The sequence below is a fragment of the Polaribacter sp. Hel_I_88 genome (assembly GCF_000687935.1).
Classification (GTDB): Bacteria; Bacteroidota; Bacteroidia; order Flavobacteriales; family Flavobacteriaceae; genus Polaribacter.
Genome location: NZ_JHZZ01000001.1, coordinates 859,792 through 878,275, shown reverse-complemented (window position 1 = coordinate 878,275; position 18,484 = coordinate 859,792). Strand labels below are relative to the sequence as shown.

At 30.0% G+C, this 18,484-nt stretch carries 17 protein-coding genes; 1 reads left to right on the top strand and 16 read right to left on the bottom strand.

What is annotated here, in order from left to right; all coding sequences use genetic code 11:
* Positions 1–2: 2 nt before the first annotated feature.
* The 15 genes from P161_RS0103870 to P161_RS0103795 all read right to left on the bottom strand — a co-directional run bounded on the left by P161_RS0103870 (position 3) and on the right by P161_RS0103795 (position 16,529).
* Positions 3–233: a hypothetical protein gene (locus P161_RS0103870; RefSeq protein WP_026775751.1), complete on the bottom strand. Its 231-nt coding sequence runs from the start codon at positions 231–233 to the stop codon at positions 3–5.
* 219 nt (positions 234–452) lie between these two features.
* Positions 453–1,094, bottom strand: a complete 642-nt coding sequence (locus P161_RS0103865) for a hypothetical protein (protein ID WP_155810412.1) — start codon at positions 1,092–1,094, stop codon at positions 453–455.
* A 162-nt stretch (positions 1,095–1,256) separates the two neighbouring features.
* Positions 1,257–1,712, bottom strand: coding sequence for a GyrI-like domain-containing protein (locus P161_RS0103860; RefSeq protein ID WP_026775749.1), 456 nt, complete (start codon positions 1,710–1,712; stop codon positions 1,257–1,259).
* A gap of 236 nt (positions 1,713–1,948) precedes the next feature.
* Positions 1,949–2,458, bottom strand: a complete 510-nt coding sequence (locus P161_RS0103855) for a hypothetical protein (protein ID WP_155810415.1) — start codon at positions 2,456–2,458, stop codon at positions 1,949–1,951.
* Positions 2,459–2,676: 218 nt separating this feature from the next.
* Positions 2,677–3,363, bottom strand: a complete 687-nt coding sequence (locus P161_RS0103850) for a hypothetical protein (protein ID WP_026775747.1) — start codon at positions 3,361–3,363, stop codon at positions 2,677–2,679.
* 142 nt (positions 3,364–3,505) lie between these two features.
* The gene (locus tag P161_RS0103845; RefSeq protein ID WP_081816978.1) at positions 3,506–4,993 is read right to left on the bottom strand and encodes a TlpA disulfide reductase family protein; all 1,488 of its coding nucleotides are present in this window, start codon (positions 4,991–4,993) and stop codon (positions 3,506–3,508) included.
* Positions 4,994–5,126: 133 nt separating this feature from the next.
* Positions 5,127–6,041, bottom strand: coding sequence for a hypothetical protein (locus tag P161_RS0103840; RefSeq protein WP_026775745.1), 915 nt, complete (start codon positions 6,039–6,041; stop codon positions 5,127–5,129).
* A 154-nt stretch (positions 6,042–6,195) separates the two neighbouring features.
* Complete coding sequence (locus P161_RS0103835; RefSeq protein ID WP_026775744.1) at positions 6,196–7,101, bottom strand: hypothetical protein; 906 nt, start codon at positions 7,099–7,101, stop codon at positions 6,196–6,198.
* 146 nt (positions 7,102–7,247) lie between these two features.
* Positions 7,248–8,363, bottom strand: coding sequence for a TlpA disulfide reductase family protein (locus P161_RS0103830; protein ID WP_026775743.1), 1,116 nt, complete (start codon positions 8,361–8,363; stop codon positions 7,248–7,250).
* 163 nt (positions 8,364–8,526) lie between these two features.
* Positions 8,527–9,864: a cyclic GMP-AMP synthase DncV-like nucleotidyltransferase gene (locus P161_RS18005; RefSeq protein ID WP_036841217.1), complete on the bottom strand. Its 1,338-nt coding sequence runs from the start codon at positions 9,862–9,864 to the stop codon at positions 8,527–8,529.
* Positions 9,864–10,979 (bottom strand): SAVED domain-containing protein, encoded by a 1,116-nt coding sequence (locus P161_RS0103820; protein ID WP_026775742.1) that lies wholly within the window; start codon positions 10,977–10,979, stop codon positions 9,864–9,866. The genes P161_RS18005 and P161_RS0103820 overlap by 1 nt, the downstream gene beginning before the upstream one ends.
* Before the next feature lie 732 nt (positions 10,980–11,711).
* Positions 11,712–13,094 carry a dihydroorotase gene (locus P161_RS0103810; RefSeq protein WP_026775740.1) on the bottom strand — a complete coding sequence of 461 codons (1,383 nt, stop codon included), beginning with the start codon at positions 13,092–13,094 and terminating at the stop codon, positions 11,712–11,714.
* Positions 13,095–13,344: 250 nt separating this feature from the next.
* Entirely contained in the window at positions 13,345–13,797 is a 453-nt protein-coding gene (locus tag P161_RS0103805) for a DoxX family membrane protein (protein WP_231494697.1), read from the bottom strand.
* 2 nt (positions 13,798–13,799) lie between these two features.
* Positions 13,800–14,426, bottom strand: coding sequence for an HmuY family protein (locus tag P161_RS0103800; RefSeq protein ID WP_026775738.1), 627 nt, complete (start codon positions 14,424–14,426; stop codon positions 13,800–13,802).
* A gap of 21 nt (positions 14,427–14,447) precedes the next feature.
* On the bottom strand, positions 14,448–16,529 hold the full coding sequence (locus P161_RS0103795) for a TonB-dependent siderophore receptor (RefSeq protein WP_026775737.1): 2,082 nt from the start codon (positions 16,527–16,529) through the stop codon (positions 14,448–14,450).
* An 89-nt stretch (positions 16,530–16,618) separates the two neighbouring features.
* On the opposite strand from P161_RS0103795, the gene P161_RS0103790 reads away from it, so the two are divergent.
* Positions 16,619–17,521 carry a DUF6607 family protein gene (locus tag P161_RS0103790; RefSeq protein WP_026775736.1) on the top strand — a complete coding sequence of 301 codons (903 nt, stop codon included), beginning with the start codon at positions 16,619–16,621 and terminating at the stop codon, positions 17,519–17,521.
* Positions 17,522–17,865: 344 nt separating this feature from the next.
* On the opposite strand, the gene P161_RS0103785 is transcribed toward P161_RS0103790, so the two are convergent.
* On the bottom strand, positions 17,866–18,384 hold the full coding sequence (locus P161_RS0103785; RefSeq protein WP_155810414.1) for a hypothetical protein: 519 nt from the start codon (positions 18,382–18,384) through the stop codon (positions 17,866–17,868).
* Positions 18,385–18,484: the final 100 nt, after the last annotated feature.

The following is an 18,484-nucleotide window of genomic DNA, read 5'->3' as shown; positions in this document are numbered from 1 at the left end:
TCTTAAAGTTTTGTCCAAGAATGAAATGTTGAACTCGGACAACCTGAATTTGAAGGGTTTCTTTTCGCCTGGATAGTTGTTCCGCACTTTTTGCAACTGTAATTAGTGTCGCCAACTTCTGCCAATTTTGTCCAAGAGTGAAAAGTTTTTGCAGAACATCCTGAATTACTTGGATTTCTGTCTTGTTTGATTGCAGTTCCGCAATTTTTGCATTGATACCAATTTAAAGCCATTTTTCAATTGTTTTTTGTTTTGCCTACTTCTGTTTCAAGTCTCTATTCGGCTTATTCCGACCGCTATGTTTTAATTGCACATAACGTTTTTGTATAAGAAAAGTTGCGTGTTTTAAGCAATAAAGTTAGTAAATAAAACACGAACCAAGAAAATCCGAGAGGATTTTCGTAAGTAAGCTAAAACCAGCAATTTTTTTTATACGGTGTTGGCAACTGGCTTTAATTCATAATTCTAAATTTCGTATTACTTTCAGAATCATCAAAACCAATAATTCCTTTTTTTAAGTCAAAATAAACTTTATTAACTTCTGATTTTTCAAAAAATGATAAATAGTTAATTAGACCTCCTTTACCTTCAAATGTCAAAACACTTTCATATGTAATATTTCCAATCTTCATTTCATTGATTTCGTATTCAATTGGTTCAGGGATTTTATACTGAAATTTAATTCCACCACAAGAATTTTCAGTAGATGATGGAATAGAAATACTATTACCTAATTTTCCTTCTTTGCTTTTTGAAATAGAAATGATGATTTTATTACAGACTTCTGAATTTATTTCAGTCAGTTTCAAAATTATTACTAAATTATCATAATAATACATCTTTGCTGGGGAAAGAAATCCAGAAGATTCTTTTTCAATTTTATATCTCTCAATTTCAAAATTAACAATTCTATTATTTTCATTAATAAACTGCCTTATTTCTCCGACTTTATTATAATCTTTAAACAAATAAATTTCATCTGAACTAGAAAATTTGAAATGTTCATTTCCTCCAAATATATCAATTTCAGGATTACAAGAATATATTATCAAAAGTGATGTTAGCAATAATAAAGGTTTAATTATTTTTCTCATAATGTTCTCATTTTTGCTTGTTGCCAACGGTTTTGTGTATGATTAGTGGCGTGTTTTATGCAACTAATTTAGCAAATAAAAACCGAATAGAAAATCCGCGAGGATTTTCGTAAGTAGGCTAGAACTAGCCATTAATTATACACGGTGTTGTGGTGTCGTTATTTATTCAGTTGCTATATAAATTTCAACTTCCGAATTTTTTCCATTCTGTGATTTTTTTCCATAAATTTCAAAATCCGCTGTATATTTTCGGTTCAATTCTTTGTCCTTTTTCCAAATTTCTTGCCATTTTTCCATTACTGCATTTGGCATTTCTCCTTTTGCAATAAATTTTTGATATTTTCCGCCTTTAAATTCTCGTCCGATTAGTCTGTTCGGAATTTTGTCAAGCGAATCCACTTTTTGTCCAATTATTGTTTTGTATTTTCCTTTATAATCAGTTTCGTAGTCGGTGTAAATCGAATAAACTTCATCACTTTTTTTGTTCAGGATTTTGCTAGGAATATTTTCGGAATAAAATTGCTCCCAAAGTTTGCCTATATCCTCCGCAGATTTTCCGTTTTCGTTTGTTGTTTCAGTTTCTATTCCGATTATTTTGAAATTTCCAACCTGTTCCATTTTCTTTATTTTCCGTTTAGTAATTCAGTTCGTTTTTTTATTCGTTCAGTATTTCAATCAGCTAAATTTTCTCTTTAAGCACGATTTTTCTTAAATGCACCACAACGTGTTTGTATATGGTTTGTTGCGTGGTTTAAGCACTAAAGTTAGCAAATAAAAACCGAATAGAAAATCCGCGAGGATTTTCGTAAGTAGACGAGAAGCCAGCAATAAATTATATACGGTGTTGGCAACTGTTATTTTTTCGTTCCGATTATTATTTGTGTTTTCGGTTTATTTTCTTTTCCTCCGTGATAAATTCCGTCATCAGAATAATTCTGAATTGTGATTTTCATTTCAGGATTTAATTCAATTTTATATTCTTCAGGTTTTTCAATTAAAATTTCGTTTAAAATTACCTCAATGTTTTTCTCGTTTTTTAGCTTTTTATTTCCACTTTTTAAATCGGCTATAAATTTTGAGAGTAAAACAAATTCATATTTCTTTTTTCGTTCAATTATTGTTGCTCCAATTGCTCCGCTATAAATTTTTGCACTTTCTCCTTTGTAAACTTTTATTTCTTTAATGTTGTTTTCGTGAATGATTATTTTCTCCAATCCAATTTTAATTCCGTCAATATAACGTTCTCCAGGTTTAGCTATTAAGCTGTCATTAATAATTATTTCCTCCTCCATATTCGGAAGAGTATTCTGTCCATAAACAAAGGTTGAAAACAGAAAAAATATTATGATTTTAAATAATTTCAATTTGAGTTACGATTTTTTTTAATAGTTGCCAACGGTTTTGTATAAGAATAGTAGGGCTGAAAAAAGTCGCTAACCATTCGGATGAAACACAAGCCGAATTTTTAAATTTTACTTATTATCTTTTTTCTCAATAAGCCAAATTTAAAAATTTGGCGACTTAGCAAAAGTGCCCAAACCATTCGGTTTTGCTACAATTGCCCTATTATTTTTATACGTTGTTAGCCAAAGTTTATTTTACCTGTTATGAATAAAACTAAAACCACAATTATTACATAAACTAGCATCGCTGTCCAAAATAGCTGTGGTTTTTCTCTTATTATTCTTATCATTCTTAAAAACGGATCGCTCGTACCAACAAGCCTTTTTTCTAATTGATCTATTTTTTCATTCAATTTTTTCTTGTCAATATTCTCGGATTCAGATTCCGCTTTTAAGTCCTTTATAATTGTCTTAAATGATTTGGGAAGTTCTCTCTTCTCAATCTGAGTTTTCTCTTCGTCCGGCAATTCTTGCTTGTTCACAGATTCAATCAGTTTGTCAATTTTATCAATGTAGACATCCTTTTGCTCAGACGATAGATGCTTACTTTTCGCAAAGCGTAATGTTAAATCTTCAAGTATATTATTTAAGTCAGAATCAAGACCGAGATTATTACCATTTTGCCTTTCTACTGCTCTAAAAAGCGTAATAAGCTTTGAAACAGTAATTTTCTCATTATTTACAAGCATACTTTCTATCAAGTCAAGAAGTTCTGATTTCGCCTTATGTATTTTTTCTTTCTTTACTTTCTTTCCTGAAAACCATAAGCCTAAAGGTCCTAAAATAAAAAATACAGCACCGATTACTAATGATATTATAATGGCTGCGCTATTGTCAATAAAAAACTGCTTAATTGATTCCCACATATTTGTTTTTAATTTTGGCTAACGTGATTGTGTATGATTTCGTTGCGTGTTTAAGCACTAAAGTTAGCAAATAAATCACAGATAGAAAGTCCGCGAGGACTTTCGTAAGTAAGCTCTAACTAGCAATGAATTATACACGGTGTTAGGCACCGTTATTATTCGCAACTTGGTTTTTACCTATCAGTTTATTTATTTCATCAAAGTTGTTTGGATATGCTCCAAAACGAACTTTATCGCCAATTTGCCCGTTTGATTTTATTATTTGATGATGTGGAAAGCCGTGAACTCTAAAATATTTTTCAAAAAAGGCCAATTGGTTTTTTGTAAGTAAATGATGTTTGCCTTTCAGTTTGAATTTATCTATTGTCTTTTTCCATTCTTCATTTTTCATATATGCTCCATAAAAAATGAATTCAACATCTTGTTCATTAGTTGTTGCAATTAAATCGTTGTAGTTAGGAAGTTCTTTCATACAAGGCGCACAATTCGTAAACCAAAAATCGTGATAAATAACTTTTCCTTTTGCATTATTATAAAGTGCTAAAAGTTCAGTTTTTTCATTATCTGGTATGTCGTAATTTTTAATTAGAGTTACTATATCCAACGTCTCATTTTTTTCTAATGACTTAACTTGGTTAAATAGTTTATCATTCACGAAACTTGCCAAACTATCTTGATATAGCTCTGGCACTTTATTATTCTTGCGATATAAGTAAGCCATCAATAATTCACTTTCATCATTTTTTGGACGCTTTTTAACCATATTAAATGCGATTGGAAAATTGGATAGACTATCCTTTTTTAATTGTTCTCTCTCGGATGAATATTTGTCAGCAACGTTGCTCATTATCTTGTATGAAGTAGATAATGTTTCTAAATATTTTAAGCGTGATTGATAAGTTAATTCATCATTTTGATTTGGTTTAACTTCATTGATGAAATTGAAATAGTCATTTTCATCATCAATTTTTCTGTTTAGTGTTCCGAAAAATGGATATAGACTTAAATCATTTCCTGCTCGGTATCTAATTTGGGATTTACTCCAATCAATAAATGTTTTGTCTTTGATATTCTTTTCCTTTATAAATAAGTCAAATGCTTTTAATTGTTGTTGCATTTCTGAAATCCGTTTGTTTTTATAATTAATATCAACAGACTTCCCATCATTGCTAAATCCATCAGGTGCTTTTTTAATTAAGCTGTCAATGTAAGATGTGTTTTCAAGAATAAGATTGTTTGTAACTCTATTTTCTCCGGAAGTAGTTTTAAATCCGTTGAATTTAGATTTCCAATCGGTCAATTCTGCAATTGTTAGTTCTGCGTTTAATTTTTCGTTAGGTGAAACGATTAAGCTAAATTCTCTATTTTCATAGTTAAAAACTAGCTCTCTTTTTTTCTCATTAATAAAATTATAAAAAACTGTTCCGCTATCAGATATTTTTAACTGTTGGTCAATTGGATTAATTCCGTTTTCAATTTTCAAGTCGATAAAGCTTTTATGCTCACTTGGTTCATAATCGCTAAAATTGAGGTTGACTTCGGTATAGTTTTCAACTCGGTTTTCTGTTTCTTTTTCTTTGCAAGAAGTCAAAAACATTAGTGAAATCAAAATGTAAAATGGGACTTTCATAGTTTGTTTTTAATGGTGCCTAACGTTTTTGTATATGGTTTGTTGCGTGTTTTAAGCAACTAATTTAGTAAATAATTACCGACAAAGAAAGTCCGCGAGGACTTTCGCAAGTAGGCAAGAAGCCAGCAATAAATTATATACGGTGTTGTGGTGTCGTACTTTTTGCACGTTCCAATATTATTTTTCTAAAATCAGTTCCTAAATCGTCCAAAAGTCCAGAATAGTGGCAGTAATAAATTGTTCCACTCTTATCTTCTTCTTTTATTGTAATAACTCCATCATCAAATTCCGCCAAGTGGAAGTAATTTCCATTGTCAAGTCCAGTTGAGTATATTTCAGATACTCCAAGTATTCTAAAATCTCCAAAATCAACTCCTTCAGATTTTTCAATAATTTTTAGATATTCAACAGGTAATTTTGAATCAATATTTTTTGTGTAATTTTCCAAGAATTGATTTCCAATCGGTTGAAAAACTTGATTTATAGATTGAATAGCATTTAATTCTCCAAGTAAACCGTCAAATTTTGGAATCGATTTTATTTTCTCTTTTTTGAAAGTAGTTTGGGCAAAACTATTTGGGTCGTTGTTTATTTTTTTACTTATAACATTAATTGTCGTCTCTTTCATAATTGACTTTGGATTTGGTCTTATTTTCCAACCCCAAATTCGTCCGTCATAATTGTCAAATTCAATGTTATATTTCTCGCTATTTACTTTAAACCTAATTGTTGCAAGTTTACTTTCATCTTTTCTGTTATATTTTAAGTTGCCGGAAATTGGATTTTCATTATTTCCATAAAGTTCTATTGACATACTTTTTTCCCAATATTGTCTCCATTTTCTTTTTGGTTCAAAATATTCAATTTGAGTTTTTAACTTTAATTGAATTTCGGAATCAAACATTTCGTAAAGTTCAGAAAGTAGTGTTTTTTCTAAAAGACTAAATCCTTTTTTGTTGAATTTAGGTCGTCTTTTATTTATTGAAATAATAGCAACTAAAACTATAATTCCGATAATGATTCCTAATATTATTAAAATGCTTTTCATTCAGTTTTTGTATGCACCACAACGTTGTTGTATATGGTTTGTTGCGTGTTTCAAGCAACTAATTTAGTAAATAATTACCGACCAAGAAAGTCCGCGAGGACTTTCGCAAGTAAGCAAAAAGCCAGCAATAAATTATATACGGTGTTGTAAAACGTTATTTTTTCAATAGTTTCTTAACATCAAATTTTTCAAGTTTAGATTCCGCTATAAATTCCGTTTTCAGCCTTGTCAATTCAGGAATGTCTTTAGCGAAAAATTCTATTCTCTCTTTATATCTATCCAATCTATCTTTATTTATGATACCATCTTTATAAACTAAAAGTAGAATAGGAATTACTCTTTTATTTGTGTTATTTCTGTAATATGAAATATAAGTACTTAATTGATGTAATGATTTTTGAATGGTAGAAATTGGCAATTGATTTCTAAAGTATTTGATTTCTATAATTCGGTCAGAATACTTTATAGATTTCGCTTTAAGAAGTATATCTATGTAAAATCTATCTCCAATTTTCGGTTCTTGATATACTTTGAAATTCGGACTATCCATATTTTTAAATAAGTCAAATAGATTTTTTTCTATTTTCATATAATTAATATAGGATTGGTTTCTTGGTTTATGAACAGATTTCACTTCTGATTCCAATTCTTCAGCAAGTTCAATATCTTTAACTTCTTTTTTGGCATTCTCAATTTTTTCTTCTGGTGAAGATGCTTGAATTTCTATATCAAGTATTTGAATCTCTTTGTCAAATTTTTCGTCAATTTTACTTTGTCTTTTAAGCCACCTGTTAATTCCAATTCCACTAATTAAAATTCCTAAACCTAAAAGAATAGAAGATGTCCAAGGAATAATACTTTGAATTGTACTTATTTGGTTTTTCTTGTTGGTGAAAATTTGTTGAACCTCTTGGTCGAATTTCAAAATCTTTTGAGATTCAATATTCAGTCCAAAATCTTCTTTTAGATATAAATAAGGCGTAAGAATAGCAAGTCCAATTAGAACAATTCCAATTGAAACTAAAAATTTATTTATATCTCCAAATTCTATTTTTTGCACAAATGTTTTTTTAATGTTTTACAACGTTGTTGTATATGATTTGTTGCGTGTTTCAAGCAACTAATTTAGTAAATAATTACCGACCAAGAAAGTCCGCGAGGACCTTCGTAAGTAGGCGAGAAGCCAGCAATAAATTATATACGGTGTTACCTGCTGGCTTTATCTTTTAGCTTTTCCTCTATTTTTGATATTAATTTTTCTCCTTTCAAATCTTGTTCGATAATGATTCCATTTTCATCAATTAAAAAATTTGCAGGTATTCCGTTAATCCCGTAAATTAAATAAGGGTCAGCATTGTTTCCACCTTTTTGCCAAAGATTAATCCAATTTAATTTATTTTCATCTATTGCTTTGAGCCATTGTTCTTTGGTTTGGTCTTCCGAAATACTTACAATTTCAAAACCGTTACTATGAAATTTTGAATATGCCTTTCTTAATGCTGGATATTCTTTTTTACAAGGTCCACACCAAGAAGCCCAAAATTCTAACAATATTAATTTACCCTCGAAATCTGATAATTTCACTAATTTATTATTTTCATTGGGCATTGTAAAATCTAAATATTTATCTCCAATTTGTGGGTTTTGGTTTAAGTCCAAAAATCGTTTTACAGATTTCCCATAAGAAGATTTTTTTATTTCATCGCTAAAGCCATCATATAATTCGTAAACTGTTTTCTTGGGTAAGGACGTAGCATAAAAATCAAGAGTTTTTGCACTCACATATGATTGAGGATTGTTTTTAATGAAATCACTCTCAATTTTCAGCCTATTCTGTTGAACTTTTTTAAGTTCCAACTTTGCATTTAACTTTAAGCTATCATTTAGTTCGTTATTATACACTATTTTTGAGAGACTGTCTCTTCGTTTTCTATATTCCCAAATTGGTTTCCAAAGTTTTTCACTTTCTTTCTGTGAATTAGACCCTTCAATTATGGCGTCTTTAAATTCTCCGTCTTTTGCTTTAAATTTTAATTCTCCAGATTCTAACCAAATACGAGTGTAATTTTGTGAATTTTTAATCAATAAATTGTATTGCTTTGGATGTTCTGTGACTCCATTTATTGAAAATTTATTGTCTATTATTTTAGTCGAGTCAACAGGTTTATTATCAAATATTAAATAAATCCAACTGTCGTTTTTAATTCCTTCTAATTCTCCTTTAAGAACAAATTCATTTTCTCCAAGTTTGTTTGTACTTTCCTTACAACCAAAGATTGTCGTAAAGAATATAATTCCAATTAATACAGTTGTTTTTTTCATCGGTATGTTTTTTTAGCTTGCAGGTAACGTTGTTGTATATGGTTTGTTGCGTGTTTCAAGCAACTAATTTAGTAAATAATTACCGACCAAGAAAGTCCGCGAGGACTTTCGCAAGTAGGCTAAAAGCCAGCAATAAATTATATACGGTGTTGTGTATAGTGCTTTACTTTTTTATTATCACTTCAAATTTTTCGGTAGCTACCACTTGGCTATTTTTAATAATTTGACAAATTAATTTGTGTTTTCCTTTATAGGCAGTCTGTTCCCAATGGGAAAATGAACTTGAATATATATTTTGGTCTAATGTTTCGTGACCTAAATCAGGTTTAGCTTCCGCTTCATCTCCTTTATTTTCTACTATCCATTTAACATCAAAAGGGACTGATATATTAGTAGAAGCATTAAATTTTAACCACATTTTTTTTGGAATTTTAAAATTACCATTAGTGACATTAGAATTTAAACGAAAACCATTTTTGCTAATATGTAAACTTGCATTCAAAGAAATCAGATTTGATGGTAGAGAAAAACTTTTGTTTAAGGAACTGTTTGTTTCTATTTCTATTTTCCAAAAATCTGAATTAAAAATCCATTTCCAAGCTTCGTTAGCTTTGTCTTCGTCACATTCAGGACTGTTCAATATATCTAATTTTTTAACAGCTTGTTTTAGTTTTTCTTTTAATCTATTAACTTCATTTTTATACTTGCTTTTTTCGGTTAGCTCAGAAGATTTATCAGTAGGGTTATATACTTGATTATTGTATTTAAGTCTATTATATATTGAGTTTATAGTTTTGACTAGTGAAATATCATCTCTATAATAATCTGGAACATAGCATTCTGAAGCCAAAATAGAAATAACTAAACCTCCAGGTAGGCTCCAGTTTTCTCTAGAACGTGTAAATTTCTTAAGAAGTCTCACAATTCTTCTAAATTGGTTATTCTCAACAGTAGCTCCAAAATTTTTATTTGGACTTTTTGTTATAACAAAGTTGCTAAACCAATTAGTAATATCTTGAGGATTTCTATTTTTCCAATTTGAACCTGCGTGTTCATAAATTGTATTGCCGAAAAAGTCGATAGATTGTCGGTAAATTGCGAAATCTACGTGATAACCTTCGTTATACCATATTGTAACAGCATTTGTTCTTGCTTCAGGTTGTTTAGAGAAATTTCCCGTTTTCTCTCGCAAAAACTTTTCTACAAGCTTTCTTGAATTTAAGGCACTTGTCGGTAATTGGTCTTTAGGAAAAATAACAGCAACATCTATGTCATAATCATTGTCATCGTGTCGATTTGCTGTATGCATAGCTATACTTCCTTGTTCTAATATTGTTGGATAAGGATAGGATTTGTTCTCTTTTGCATTAATTGAATCAATACCTGAATTTAGTCGTTCAAGGTTTAATTTTTTATATTCTCGCAGTTTGTTTCTGTCTGCTTCTTTAAGTCTGACAACCTCGTTATAAAAGCTCCCTAGTTTATTGTTAAGGTTATACATTAATTTTGAATTATTTTTTTAGAGGACTCATTTTCATTTAAGTTTATTGCCCATTTGTATTTAGGATTGGTATTATTCATATAGTTGTAAATAATAAATTTAGGATCAGTTCTTTTACTTATTTTTCTTCCTAAATTAATTGCTAACGATACAGGACCTGAATAAAATAAATGAATTTGTTTTATGTCTTGGTAATTGATTAATATTTTATCTATAGACTCTCTGAATATTATAGAAATATCTTTAATTTCACTAATGTTTTTTATAGAATCTAATTTTATAGAATCAAGAGATATTGAATTTAATATTTTAAAGTCGGGAATAACATTTTCTATTAATTCATTGTTTATTGGATAGCTTATTTCAATCTTTATAACTGCATTTTTGTTTTCATTTTCTCTTATCTCAGAATTTTGAGTAATAAGTAATTTATTTTGACCTATTTCTAAATAATCCCATTGATAAGAATTACGATTGTATTCAAAGAAGTCTATTTTAAACTTATCTGCTATTTGAGAACCGATATCAAAAAGCATAGGTATGTGAGCCAATCCAAAATATGCAATTTCAATATTTGGATTAGTCTTTGTTAGTGTTTTTATTTCAGTTAGTAAGTTTTGTTGTTCAAATATAGCATAGTCAGGAAAGTTTAATTCTCCGGATTTGTATGTTTTGGTTTGGTCAATTACAATTTTGTGAGTTTCAAAATTCTTATAATAACCGTTTCTGATATTTACAAAATTTGGCTCTAAAAAATCATCGATTGATTTATGTAAAATTGCAATTAATAATTTAGGTTTATCTTTATTCTTGCTTTCAATACGTTTGTTTATAAAGTAAATAATTAAGCCAATAAGGGTTAAAATTGAACCAATCACAACAGAAGACCATTCTATAATTCCAATTCCATAATCTGTTCCTAAATTATTCTTTAATTCTGCTTTTAATACATTTAGTAAGACTGCAACATACCAAGATAATCCAGTTAATCCTGATACAATTAAAGTAAGACCAGAACCTATAAATATTTTGACAATCCATCTGTCAATTTTAGGTTTAAAAATAGATATTATTTTAAGTATAAATTGTTCTGTTCTATTCAAGATGTTCTTCATTTTTTTGCATTATACACAACGTTTCTCGTATAAGGAAAGTTGCGTTTTTTGTCAACGAGGAATTTCCGAAGGAAATTCAGAAGTTGATAAAAAAGCAATTGCCTTTATTTAAGCACTAAAGTAGCAATTTTTTTTATACAGTGTTATGTTTTGTTGCGAAACACAATGTTTGACACGTTTTAATTCCATTTTCTTTTTTTTTTTAGCATTTTATTTTTTCCTTTTTTATAATTTTCCTTTTCATATTTTATTGATTTTTATTAAAAAAAAAACAATTTTATTTATTCTATTTGGAACATTTTTAAATGAGTTTGGAAAAGAGTTTTTAACCATGATTTTCAAACAAAAGTTTAGTGTTTTAAATGATTACTAAATTTTCAAACAGTAAAAATTTCCCAAGTATTTTTCTTATTCTTTAATTATTTTTACTCTAGTTTAGATTTTTTTACAAAGAAAATTTTTGCGATAATTTTCAAACAAGAATTTAATTCTTAGATTATTACTAGATTTTCAGAAATTAAAATATTCCCACGTTCTTATTTTCCTTTTTTGGTTTGAACTTAACAAACTTTAAAAAATATTCAGCAAATTTTTCCTGCAATTCGATTTTCCTGAGCAATTAAACATAACGGTCTCGGCTATGCGTAGTGCGGGATTTCAAGGCACTTCACTTTCCGTTTAGCAGTTAGTTTATTTAATGTAATTACTTTCATATCTGCACTTTCGCCCGCATTACGTATAGCCAATGTTAGCGGTAGTGTTTTCTTTATTTCTTATCCCAAATTCTATTTCTTTTCCTTTTACTTGCTCGAAAAATATTCCGTTATCATAAACCAAATTTCCGTTCACAAAGGTCTGTTTGATTTCCGTTTGAAAAGTCGTTCCTTCCAATGGCGACCAACCACATTTATAGAGTAGGGTCTCTTTAGTTACTGTCCATTTACTATTCAAGTCAACCAATGTCAAGTCGGCATAATATCCTTCTCTTATAAACCCTCTTTTGGTCATCTTGTAAAGAATCGCTGGATTATGACACATCTTCTCAACTATTTTCTCTAATGAAATGAGGTTTTGTTTGTAAAATTCCAACATACAATTCAAAGAATGTTGAACCATTGGTGCTCCTGACATTGACTGAAAGTAAGGTTGCTCTTTTTCGTCCAATGTATGTGGTGCGTGGTCTGTTGTAACAATATCAATTCTGTCATCAAGTAGAGCGGTCAACAAGCCTTGTTTGTCTTGTTCGGTTTTAATGGCAGGATTCCATTTAATCAGCATTCCCAATTGGTCATAATCTTTGTCAGAAAACCACAGGTGGTGAAGAGAAACTTCTGTCGTTATTTTTTTCTCTGTTAATGGAATGTCATTTTGAAACAAGTGTGTTTCGGCTTCTGTGGTCAAGTGCAGAATATGTAAGCGAGCATTGTGTTTTTTAGCTAATTCAATAGCTCGCTTAGTAGCTTCATAACATCCTTGAGTGTTTCTAATGATTGGGTGGTATTTAGCGGGTATATTTTCGCCAAACTTCTCTTTAAAAATCCTTTCGTTTTCTTCTACAATTTCTTCTTTTTCTGAATGAATGGCGATAATGGATTTGCAGTTAGCGAATAGTTTTTCCATTGTCTCTGGATTGTCGGCAAGCAGATTTCCTTTTTTTGTAAAGTACAAGCCGTCATCAGAAACACCAATAAATTGACTGGTATCGGTTTTAGTTACCTCGTCAATGTTATCTCCGTTGACACCAAGAAAAAACGAGTAATTCGCTAAAGACTTTTTGGAAGCGATTTCAAACTTTTCTCTTAGGCTCTCTACAGTTAATATATTTGGGACTGTATTTGGCATATCAATAAAGGAAGTCACACCGCCTGCAATCGCAGCTTTACTTTCGGTATATAAATCTCCTTTATGCGTGAGTCCTGGGTCTCTGAAATGCACTTGTCCGTCAATGATTCCTGGGAACAAGTGTTTTCCTGTTCCGTCAATTACTTTTTGGTTCGGTTTAGGTTCAATATTTCCAATTTTTTGAATCAGTCCATCTGACAAAAGAACATCTGAAATAAATGATTGTCCTTCATTCACAATGGTTGTATTCTTTATTAAAATGCTATCGTTCATTGTTTAATTAATGGTCTTTATGTCGAGTGGTTTTACATTACCGCTAACGTGTTGGTATATGAAAAGTTGCGTGTAAATATACGCAACTTTTCGGTTTATAACAGACCTTTAAAATAGGGAAATAACCTTTGAATTAAGCACTTGCTAGCAATTTTTTATATACGGTGTTGGCAACTGGCTTTGTTCCATTTTGTTTAATTAATTCCATTTGTTTTAGATTAATTCAAATGACTATAAAACAATTCTGTCTTTAAAATATTGGCTTAAGCCAAAGTAAATGTTTCCACTTTTCTCGTTCTTTTAGTACGAGAGCGATATTAATTCCGAATAACGCTCCTGTTTGTATTAGTTCGCTTATTTCTTCAGGTTCTAAAAATATGTGAAATAAGAAAATGTGTAGTGTTATTGGCAGTAAAAATAATGCTCCAATAAATCCTGTTCCTTGTAATATGAGCAAAAACCCAAAAAGCAATTCGCAAATGCCTAAAACTTGCCAAAAATAACCTGTTTGTTTTGCACCACTTATGTATAAAATTTTCTGTAAAGTGTTTTCTTTTTCTGGCGATTTAAACTTTTCGGCTTTATCAACTACTTCTATTGGTGTTGGATTTTGATTTTCAAATTTTTGTACTCCTCCGTAAATCATAAATCCGCCTAAAAATATACGGAATATTATGAATATTATATTAATCGATTTTATCATAACTAAAAAGTAGTTACATTTTCGTTTGGTTGATATACATAATTGAAAGTATAATAACGACCTTCATCAGTAAATGGGTCTGGATTTGAAGGGGCATCTTGATAATAACTTAAAATTTCAACTTTTGCGTACCTGTTATCTCTTGTTCTAAAAACTAATATTTTACCTGCCAATGGTGTTATGGTAAATGTTGCAGGATTATAATTATACCATCCGTTATCACTTCCTGTTGGTATTGCTAAAGACGTTTCAGAGTCTTGAACTAAAAGATTTACATCTACTGTAGTTAAACCCTCAAATGTATTTGTTGCAATATATGCAGCTGCTTCTCCATTACGAACAGGCTCATCATTTGTGCCTTGAGAAGTGCCACCATTTACAATAATTGTAGTGCCTCTAAAGGCTATGTCCCATTCGGTATCGCTTGTTGTGGTTATGCCAGTAGAAAAATCAAATTTGGTGAACTCACCACCAATAGGTTGCCCTTGTCCTCCTGTTTGTGGTGCGTGTAAATTAGCCACTTGTTCAGATTCTACTGCTAATAATGGCGTTGTATCTTCATCATTACTACACGATGTAAATCCTAAAATTGCTATGGCAACTAATGTTAAAGTTTTAAATGTTCTCATTGTTAATTGTATTTATTATAGTTAAAAATTAATGTTTATTGTTCCGTATATTATTCTTCCTGCTATGTTACTAATGTTTTGTGGGTCGTTAAAACCTAAAATATTATCCATTCCTATACCTACTTTGTAACTTTTGTAAATAGTTTTATTTACTGCAAAATCCCAAATGGTGTAGCCATTTACAAAGTCATCGTATTTATCTAAATAGGTATTTCCGTTTGTGTCAAAAAGACCAAATTTACTTCTGTATGTGCTTCTTAAATTGATATCTAAATTCCATTTTGGAATGGTATAAAATATTTTGAAGTTTGCCATATGGCGAGAACGGTTAAATAATCCAAAATAATCGTCTTTTTGAAGTCTAAACGATGGTGAACTTGGTGTGATTCTTGCGAATACTTCTCCGTTTTCAAAATCCTGTTCCACTTCTTTATCTTTGGCATATAATAGTTGATAGCCACCTAAAATGGTTATATTTTCACTGAGTTTATAATTTGCGTTAAATTCAAGTCCTTGTGTATAAACTCTGTTTACATTAAAATAACTAAACACATTTTGTCCGTTAGTTCTTCTTGCAATAACTCGTGTATCAATTAAGTTTTCAATATTGTTTCTAAAAAGATTGATGTTTAATTTAAGGTTTGAAATAGGATTTACATCTATTCCAAAATTGTAGCCAATAGAACTTTCGGGTTTTAAATTGTCGTTAAACTCACTAACAGGAACTACAATACTCAATAATTGTCCATCAGCCTCTAACTGAGGAATACGAGTGCTAACGGCATTATAACCTAAAACTGTGTAACCAACTGTGGCATTGGTAAAATCGAAATATAATTGCCTAAAATCTGGTGTTTTAAAACCATAGCCTACTGAACTTTTTATAACAATTTTATCATTTAGTTTATATCGAATTGCTCCTTTAGGACTGAATTGTGAATGGTATTCACTATGGTCATCAAATCTTGCCCCTAAAATGATGTTTATCTTTTCGGTTGGATTACCATCGTATTGTGCATATATATATGGTGAGTTAAATACAGGTGCTCCAAAAAAATCGGTTCGCTTTAAGCGTTCGTGAGTTAATCCAACGCCACCAATAAAAGCATTCTTTTCATTTAATTGATACGTTGTTCTTAATTCTGGTCTTACAAATAATTGATTAAAATCACTTCGAGAAAATGAATTGCCTATTTCATCATTTAAAAATTCTTCGGCTTTATATTGCGTAGCATAAAATTCTAAATAACTGCTCCATTTTTCATTAAATGTGTGGTCTAATTTTGCGAGTGTATTCCATTCTTTAATTTCACTCTCGCCTTTTAAAGTTTCAGAAGCAACGTTATCTTGGTTTTGATGGTAAAATCTACCTGAAAGTAACAGTTTGGTGTTTTCAGAAAAATCATAAGTAATTTTACTATTTAAAGTATAATTGCTAAATGGTTCAACCGTATTTACAGCATCGTTTTCTACCAAATCGTAACCATCGCTACTAAATCTATTTACAAAAGCGTTGATACCAAATTTATTTTTCTTGTAATTTAGGTTTGTAATTATATCGTGCGTTCCGAAAGAACCACCTCTATAATTTGCGTTTCCGTTGAAGCCATTTTTTGGGTCTTCGGTTATTATATTGATAACACCACCTAAAGCTTCATTACCATATAAACTTGAAGAAGCACCTTTTATAATTTCAATTTGTTTGATGTTACCAACGCTAACTCTATTTAAATCTAAAGTTCCCGCACTTCTTCCAACTAATGGAACACCATCTATTAATATAAGTGTGTATTGACTGTCTAAACCTTGTAATTGAATGCCTTCGCCACCGCCAAAATCAGGCACAGTTATTAAGCCAGTTTGTTCGTTTAAAATATCTGATAATCGAATTGAGTTTACAGCTTTTATCTCTTTTTTTGAAATAATTTGAGCAGGTAATGGTAAAGACGATAATTGTCTTATTGTTCTTGTTGCAGATATAATAACTTCTTCCAATGCTTCAACTTTTGTCGAATCTTTTGCGACCTCTTTTTCTTGTTGTGCTACAAGACTTTGAATAGTAAAAAAAAGTAAAAATAAAAAGCAGATTTTATTTGTAATCATTCTAAATAATAATATATTTGCTGCAAATATAAACACTATTTAGATTTATACTAAATAAAAATAAGAAAATTTTAAAAACAATCAATATTATGAAAAGAGTAGTATTTACAGTACTTGTTACGTTATGTGTGTTTAGCGCAAATGCACAAAACAAAAAAGAAAAAGACCGAAAAGCCATAAAAGAGATGTGTGGTTGCTACGAAGTGGGATTTAACTTTGCAGAGACTTTTAGTTATTCAAAAGATTCAACTTATCAAGCCTCAAAAGTGAAGCACGACAAAGGTTTAGAATGGGTAGAATTAGTAAAGGATAAAGACAATAAAATTGTTTTACAGCATTTATTGATTGTTGGCAAACCTAATGAACAAAGTATTATTAAACATTGGCGACAAGATTGGTTATTTGAAAATACGGACTTTTATATGTTTGATGCCAATAATAAATGGAAATTTGTGCAAAAGCCTAAAAGCGAAGTAAAAGGACAATGGACACAAAAAGTATTTCAAGTTGATGACAGTCCACGTTATGAAGGTTCTGCAAGTTGGGTTCACGTAGATGGAAAAAGCTATTGGGAAAACACAACAGATGCCCCTTTACCAAGACGAGAATACACAAAAAGACAAGATTACGATGTTACGATTAGAACCAACAGACACGAAATTACCAAAGATGGCTGGATTCACGACCAAGATAATGACAAAGTTATCCGAAAAAATAATGAAGCCGACTTTGTTTTAGCACAAGAAAAAGGGTTAAATACTTATGTTAAAGTTGATGATTCTAAATGTAAATCCGCACAAGATTGGTGGAAAGAAAATGAGAAAATGTGGGCTTTAGTTCGTAATAATTGGGACAACGTTTTTGCAAAAAACCAAGATTTAGAATTAAAAAATAAAGTAGAGGACAAGCGATTGTATCAATTACTTTTTGATTTAGAAACTACCGCTAAAAACGAAGAAATCAATAAAATCATTACTGATTTTGTGAAATAAAGTTCACATCTAAAATGATAAAAACATTAAAAAGAGCTAAACCGCAGGTTTAGCTCTTTTTTTTGTCTTAATTTTTGCGTTAATAAATCCGTTTCGTATTTCTAATTCAATTCGTTTTTTTAGAAATCTCAATTTAATAACTCACAATAAAGTATATTTTTCGGATGTATTTTGTTGTTAGTTCGGATGTTCCTTTAGCTTGTTGCCAACGTGTTTGTACAAGGTTAGTTGCGTGGTTTAGCTATAAAGTTAGTAAATAATTACCGACAAAGAAAATCCGCGAGGATTTTCGTAAGTAAGCAAAAAGCAAGCAATTAATTTTGTACGGTGTTGTACAACGTATTTTAATTCAAACAAGCTTTTATGGAATTTTTATAATCTTCCATTCCAACTATTTCTTTCCTTTTTGTTTGTCTCCATTTTCTTTGATATTGAATATCTAAAATTTTTATAATGTAAAAGTTATATTCAGTTACGCATTCATAAATTTTTCCTTCGCAACCAAGTTCAACATATTCAACATTATATTTTCTTTCAAATTTTTCGTCCTTTTTCGTATTTTCAATTGGAGCAATTCTACTATTCAAGTAAAGTTTTGGTGTTCCATTTTTCCAATCTTTTCTTGCTTGTTCTTTAGTTATTTCACACTTTCCGTTAATAACAATTGATTTCGGTTTTTTCCTTTTATTCCAAATTGTTTTGTATTCATAAATTAAGTTGGGATAATTTCCGACTGAAATTTCTAAAAAATGACTTTCTTTTTTAGTTTTGGTAATTAAATTAAATTCTCCTAAATCATTCGCAATTGTTCCATTTGAAGTTCCTTTTTCAAAAACATAAATTTCTCCTTTAGGTTTTTTCATATTAACTGAAGAGAATATTTTTCCTTTTATTGTATCATTTTGAGAATGAGAAAATTCAGCCTTTAGAAAAGCTAAAATTATGAATATTATGACGAATTTT

What these genes read in the sequence shown, in the direction of transcription:
- P161_RS0103795 (WP_026775737.1), bottom strand. Translation starts at nt 16,529, where the DNA reads ATGATTACAAATAAAATCTGCTTTTTATTTTTACTTTTTTTTACTATT.
- P161_RS0103805 (WP_231494697.1), bottom strand. Translation starts at nt 13,797, where the DNA reads ATGATAAAATCGATTAATATAATATTCATAATATTCCGTATATTTTTA.
- P161_RS0103785 (WP_155810414.1), bottom strand. Translation starts at nt 18,384, where the DNA reads ATGAAAAAACCTAAAGGAGAAATTTATGTTTTTGAAAAAGGAACTTCA.
- P161_RS0103800 (WP_026775738.1), bottom strand. Translation starts at nt 14,426, where the DNA reads ATGAGAACATTTAAAACTTTAACATTAGTTGCCATAGCAATTTTAGGA.
- P161_RS0103790 (WP_026775736.1), top strand. Translation starts at nt 16,619, where the DNA reads ATGAAAAGAGTAGTATTTACAGTACTTGTTACGTTATGTGTGTTTAGC.
- P161_RS0103845 (WP_081816978.1), bottom strand. Translation starts at nt 4,993, where the DNA reads ATGAAAGTCCCATTTTACATTTTGATTTCACTAATGTTTTTGACTTCT.
- P161_RS0103870 (WP_026775751.1), bottom strand. Translation starts at nt 233, where the DNA reads ATGGCTTTAAATTGGTATCAATGCAAAAATTGCGGAACTGCAATCAAA.
- P161_RS0103865 (WP_155810412.1), bottom strand. Translation starts at nt 1,094, where the DNA reads ATGAGAAAAATAATTAAACCTTTATTATTGCTAACATCACTTTTGATA.
- P161_RS0103860 (WP_026775749.1), bottom strand. Translation starts at nt 1,712, where the DNA reads ATGGAACAGGTTGGAAATTTCAAAATAATCGGAATAGAAACTGAAACA.
- P161_RS0103830 (WP_026775743.1), bottom strand. Translation starts at nt 8,363, where the DNA reads ATGAAAAAAACAACTGTATTAATTGGAATTATATTCTTTACGACAATC.
- P161_RS18005 (WP_036841217.1), bottom strand. Translation starts at nt 9,864, where the DNA reads ATGTATAACCTTAACAATAAACTAGGGAGCTTTTATAACGAGGTTGTC.
- P161_RS0103820 (WP_026775742.1), bottom strand. Translation starts at nt 10,979, where the DNA reads ATGAAGAACATCTTGAATAGAACAGAACAATTTATACTTAAAATAATA.
- P161_RS0103840 (WP_026775745.1), bottom strand. Translation starts at nt 6,041, where the DNA reads ATGAAAAGCATTTTAATAATATTAGGAATCATTATCGGAATTATAGTT.
- P161_RS0103850 (WP_026775747.1), bottom strand. Translation starts at nt 3,363, where the DNA reads ATGTGGGAATCAATTAAGCAGTTTTTTATTGACAATAGCGCAGCCATT.
- P161_RS0103810 (WP_026775740.1), bottom strand. Translation starts at nt 13,094, where the DNA reads ATGAACGATAGCATTTTAATAAAGAATACAACCATTGTGAATGAAGGA.